At 72.5% G+C, this 5,129-nt stretch carries 3 protein-coding genes and 1 pseudogene; 1 reads left to right on the plus strand and 3 read right to left on the minus strand.

Going from position 1 to position 5,129, the window contains the following annotated elements; all coding sequences use genetic code 11:
* The first annotated feature begins 86 nt into the window (after positions 1-86).
* Positions 87-920 carry a helicase associated domain-containing protein gene (locus AB0E96_RS37960; protein WP_359830937.1) on the plus strand — a complete coding sequence of 278 codons (834 nt, stop codon included), beginning with the start codon at positions 87-89 and terminating at the stop codon, positions 918-920.
* Between the two features lie 114 nt (positions 921-1,034).
* Here the strand turns inward: AB0E96_RS37960 and AB0E96_RS37965 are convergent, their stop codons facing one another.
* The 3 genes and pseudogenes from AB0E96_RS37965 to AB0E96_RS37975 form a co-directional block, all read right to left on the minus strand.
* Complete coding sequence (locus AB0E96_RS37965; protein WP_359830938.1) at positions 1,035-2,732, minus strand: ABC transporter family substrate-binding protein; 1,698 nt, start codon at positions 2,730-2,732, stop codon at positions 1,035-1,037.
* A 50-nt stretch (positions 2,733-2,782) separates the two neighbouring features.
* Positions 2,783-4,879: an ABC transporter ATP-binding protein gene (locus AB0E96_RS37970; protein WP_359830940.1), complete on the minus strand. Its 2,097-nt coding sequence runs from the start codon at positions 4,877-4,879 to the stop codon at positions 2,783-2,785.
* Positions 4,876-5,129 (minus strand): annotated as a pseudogene (locus tag AB0E96_RS37975) (ABC transporter permease); the annotation flags it as partial. The gene AB0E96_RS37970 and the pseudogene AB0E96_RS37975, both read right to left, overlap by 4 nt.

Genomic DNA, 5,129 nt, shown 5'->3' on the forward strand with positions numbered 1-5,129 from the left:
CGGCCGCCCCCGGCCCCCTCCGGCGCGCACCCCCCCTCCGACGCGGGGGGGGGGGGGGCCCCCCCGCCCCCCCCCCCCACGCCCGGGTGGTCGGCCGCATCACCGAGCTGCGCGCCCACCGCTCGCAGGGCACCTCGCACATGACCGCGGCCAAGCCGGCCGAGGGCGAGGCCGGGGAAGCCGAGCAGCAGCCGGCCCCGGTGGAGTCGCCGATCGAGTGGCTCAAGATCAACGCCCGGCACCAGGCGGCCCGGATCCTCCAGACCGTCAAGCTGCGGGCGTTCAACCCCAGGGCGGTCGAGTGGCAGCGCATGCACGCCGTCGCGGAGGTCTTCCACCTCCAACACGGTCACCTCGACCCCACCGACAAGACCGAGCACGCCGAGCTGATCTCCTGGCTCACCCGCCAGCGCCACCTCAACGGCCGGCACCTGCTCGACCCCGCCCGCGTCTCGGAGCTGGACGCGCTCGGCATGATCTGGTCGAAGAACGCCAACGCCTGGGAACGCGGCCACGCCTACGCGAAGGCGTTCCACCAGCAGCACGGACACCTCGCCATCCCCGCCACCGCGAAGCTCGACGACTACGCGGTGGGCGCGTGGATGCGCCGCCAGCGCAGGGCCGACAACCTCACCACCGACCAGGTGGCCAAGCTCGACGGCCTGGACGAGCTGTGGCGCCTGGAGCCGGACTGGAACAGGTCGTACCGCCGCTTGCTCGCCTACCTCGCCGCCGGCGGCACCCTCGACGGCCCGGCGAACCGAACCGGCGGTGAGGCGGACCCGGCTTTCCGGCCCGGGACCTGGCTGCGCAAGCAGGCGGGGGCCCGCACCGACGGGAAGCTGACCGACCACCAGGCCGTGCTCCTGGACGCGCTCCACCGGCACGCCGAGACCGTCACCGGGGGCCGGATCGGGTGATGCTCCGCCGAACGGCGGCCCGGGGAGCCGTCCTTCGGAGAGCGCGCGTCCGACGCGCGCCGTGGGTCTCCCGACGGTACGGGGAGTCGATCGCCCCGGCTGCCGGCGGTGCTGCTACTTCTGCCAGCCGATGGTCTCGGGCAGCGGGCTGTGGAAGATGGCGGCGCCGACGTTGGCGAGGCCCTTGCGGATGCCGTTGGTGGAGGGGCCGCTGAAGAGCGGCAGCAGGGCGTACTGCTGGAGGGCCTTCTGCTCGACCTCGTTGACGGCCGCGATCTGCCGGTCGAGGTCGGCGATTTCTCCGGTGGCGCGGATCTCCTTGTCCAGTTCGGGGGTGCCGGATCCGGTGATGTTGGAATCGCGGTCCGAGCAGTAGAAGTCGCACAGGGACCGTGCGCCGAAGGGGTCCGTCGAGCGGTTGCCGGAGATGAACAGGTCGAAGCGGCGGTCGCTGATCACCTTGGAGAAGTCGTTCTCGGAGACCTTGTTGACGTTCACCTTCACGCCGACGGCCTTGAGCATCGCGGTGAACGCGCCGGCGGTGGCCTTCTCGATGGGGTCGTCGCCGAGCAGGGTGTAGCCGAGTTCGAGCGTCCTGCCGTCCTTGGTGCGGATGCCGTCGGCCCCGGGCTGCCAGCCGGCCGCGTCCAGGGTCTTCCGGGCCTCCTCGGGGTCGTACTTCAGCACGGCGGCGACGTTGTCCTGGTAGCCCTGCTGGAAGCTGTAGAGCACCGCCGAGCCGGGCAGCGGTTCGGTGTAGTCGAGGCCCTGGAACCGGATCTTCGCTATCTGCGCGCGGTCGATGCTCTCCTGCACCGCCTTGCGGACCTGGAGGTCGCCGAGGAGCGGGGACTTGGTGTTGAGGTGCAGCGAGTATTCGAAGGGGCTGCCGCCGCTGCGGATTTCGGCGTCCTTGGCCGTCCTCACCTGCTTGAGGTTCTCCGCGGTCCCGACGGGGGCGTAGTCGATTTCGCCGTTCTTGAAGGCGTTGACCGAGGCGGCGCTCTCCAGGTTGACGTAGACGCGCTTGTCGAGCTTTCCCTTGCGGCCCCACCAGTTGGGGTTGCGTACGAAGGTGATGTTGCCGGACTGGGAGTCCCAGGTGCCCACGGTGTACGGTCCGGTGCCCCACTCGGGGTGGGCCGTCTTGACGTACGCCGTGTTGAAGTTGTCGACGGTGGCGGCCCGGGGGTGCAGGAAGGTGGTGAACAGGGCGGACCAGGCGGGGTTGACGCCCTGGAAGGCGATGACCGCCTGCTTGTCGTCCGCGCCCCGGGTGACGGAGGTGATGCGGTCGTAGCCGTCGGTGGAGGAGGCCGCGTAGGCCTTGTCCGAGCCGTTGTTGGCCTTCCAGGTGGCCTCGATGGCCCGCCAGTCGATCGGGGTGCCGTCGTTGAACGTGGCCTGGGGGTTGAGGGTGATGACGACCTTCTGGTCGCCGCCCTCGACGGAGACCTTCACGTCGCTGTAGTAGTCCGGGTTGTACTGGACCTCGCCGGTGGGCGAGTAGGTGATGGCGTCGGCGTTGTACCAGGACCAGACCCTCGTGGCGGTCAGGGTGGCGTTGACGTTGAAGGGGTTGCCCTGTTCGTCGAAGGTGCCCGCGCTGGTGTAGGTGCCGCCGTCCTTGATGTTCTCGTACGGCTGCGGGTTGTAGTCGGTGACCGAGGACGCGACCTTGGCGGCGTTCTTGGCGTCCTGCCCGGGGGAGGCGCCGGTGGAGCCGCCGGAGGGGGACGGGGAGGAGCAGGCGGTGGCGGCGACCGAGACGGCCGCGGCGAGCGAGAGGGGCAGGGCGAGCTTCCGACGCATGGGGTGTCCTTGGTGGGATTCGGTGAGACGGGGAAGGAACGGGGGCGGGGTCAGACCGCGTGGCAGGCGTACCGGTGGTCGGAGCCGTCCGGGGCGGCGACGGTCGCCGGCCGTTCGGTGCGGCAGCGCGCGCGTACGGCCTCGCCGGCCTCGCGGTACAGCGGGCAGCGGTCGACGAACACGCAGCCCTCGGGCAGCCGGGCGGCGCTGGGCTGTTCGCCCGCGAGGACGACGCGTTCGCGGTGGCGCTCGCGCTGCGGGTCGGGGACGGGTATCGCCGACAGCAGGGCCCGGGTGTAGGGGTGCCGGGGCCGGGCGAAGATCTCCTCGGTGGCGCCGGACTCGACGATGTGGCCGAGGTACATCACCGCGATGCGGTCGGAGACGTAGCGCACCACGGCCAGGTCGTGGGCCACCACGAGGTAGGCCAGGCCCAGTTCGCGCTTCAGTCGGGCGAGCAGGTTGACGATCTCGGCCTGCACGGAGACGTCCAGGGCGGACAGCGGTTCGTCCAGGGCCAGCAGTTTCGGCTCGCGGGCCAGGGCGCGGGCGATGCCGACGCGCTGGCGCTGGCCGCCGGACAGGGCGGCGGGGAAGCGGTCGCCCGTGGCGCGTTCCAGGCCCACCAGGTCCAGCAGCCGGGGGACCCGGGAGCGGATGGCCGCCCGGTCGGCGCCGGCGGCCCGGAGCGGTTCGGCCAGCAGGTCGAAGACGGTCAGCCGGGGGTCCAGGGCGTCCGTCGGGTCCTGGAGGACGATCTGGATGTCGCGCCGCAGCTCGTTCACCCGGGCCGTCGAGCGGAGCGTGGCGACGTCGGTGCCGGCCACTTCGATGCGGCCGCCCTCGGGGGCGCGCAGCCGCAGCACCTCTCGCAGCGTGGTGGTCTTGCCGCTGCCGGATTCCCCCACCAGGCCCAGGGTTTCGCCGGCGCGCAGTTCGAAGCTGACGTGGTTGACGGCGTGCAGGGTCCCCACCCGGCGTTTGAGCAGGGCCCCCTTGGTGATCGGGAACGTCTTGACGAGGTCCTCGACGCGCAGGACCACCTCGCCGGCCCTCCGCTCTCCGGAGCCGGTCGGTGCTGCGGGGACGGAGACGGCCTGCCCGGCCGGGTCGAGGCCGCCGTCGGCGATCTCCCGCGCGCGGTGGCAGGCGGCGCGGCCGGTTCGCCCGGCCGGAGCGGCCAGGTCCGGTTCGGTGCTCCGGCACACGTCCAGGGCCACCGCGCAGCGGGGCGCGAAGGGGCAGCCGCCGGGCAGGGCGACCAGGGACGGCGGCTCCCCGCCGACCGGGACCAGGGGCCGGCGGACGCCGCTGTCCACGGTCGGGACGCTGGCCAGCAGACGGGCGGTGTAGGGCATCGTCGGGCGGCGGAAGAGCTCGTCGACGCCGGTGTGCTCGACGATCCGTCCGGCGTACATGACGGCGACGTCGTCGGCGTGGCCGGCGACCACGCCCAGGTCGTGGGTGATCAGGACGAGACCGGCACCGGTCTCGCGCTGGGCCAGGCGCAGGACGTCGAGGATCTGGGCCTGGACGGTGACGTCGAGCGCCGTGGTGGGCTCGTCGGCGATGAGCACCGAGGGCCGGTGGGCGATGGCCAGGGCGATGACGACGCGTTGGCGCATGCCGCCGGAGAACTCGTGCGGGAACGCCTTGGCGCGTTCGCGCGGATCGGGGATGCCGACCAGGTCGAGCAGCTCCACCGCCTGTTCCCAGGCGTCCTTCCCGGACAGTTCCCGGTGTACGCGCAGGGCGTCGGAGAGCAGCCGGCCGACGCTGAAGATGGGGGTGAGCGCGGACATCGGGTCCTGGAAGACCATGCCGATGTCCTTGCCGCGCACCCGGGAGAGCTCCTTGTCGTCCATCGCGGCCAGGTCGCGCCCGCCCAGCAGGATCCGGCCGCCGAGCCGGGCGGTGGGCGGCAGCAGGCCCATGACGGCGAGGGCGGTGGCGGACTTTCCGGAGCCGGACTCGCCGACGATCCCCAGGGTGCGTCCGGGCAGGAGGTCGAAGTCGACGCCGCGCACGGCCTCGACCGGTCCGGCCTCGGAGGGGAAGGAGACGCGCAGGCCGCGGACGGACAGGACGGGCGCGGGGCCGGCGGGTTCGGCCGCGGGCCCGGTGCGGCGGGCGGGTGCGAGGGTCATCGTCGGCCTCCTGCCGCGCCGGTGGTGGAGGTGGGGTCGAGGGCGTCGCGCAGGCCGTCGCCGACGAAGGTCATCGAGACGGTGAGCAGCACGGTCAGCCCGGCGGGGAAGGCGAAGAGCCAGGGGGCACTGGTGATGGTGCCCGCGCCGTCGGCGAGCATCGTGCCCAGCGACACGTCGGGGGTCTGGACGCCGAAGCCGAGGAAGGACAGGGCGGTCTCGCTGAGCACGGTGGAGACCACGCCCAGGG

The sequence above is a fragment of the Kitasatospora sp. NPDC036755 genome, from assembly GCF_040636595.1.
Lineage (GTDB): Bacteria > Actinomycetota > Actinomycetes > Streptomycetales > Streptomycetaceae > Kitasatospora.

Bases quoted from the DNA above. Each gene is read 5' to 3' on its own strand.
- AB0E96_RS37970 (WP_359830940.1), bottom strand. From the start codon at position 4,879: ATGACCCTCGCACCCGCCCGCCGCACCGGGCCCGCGGCCGAACCCGCC.
- AB0E96_RS37965 (WP_359830938.1), bottom strand. From the start codon at position 2,732: ATGCGTCGGAAGCTCGCCCTGCCCCTCTCGCTCGCCGCGGCCGTCTCG.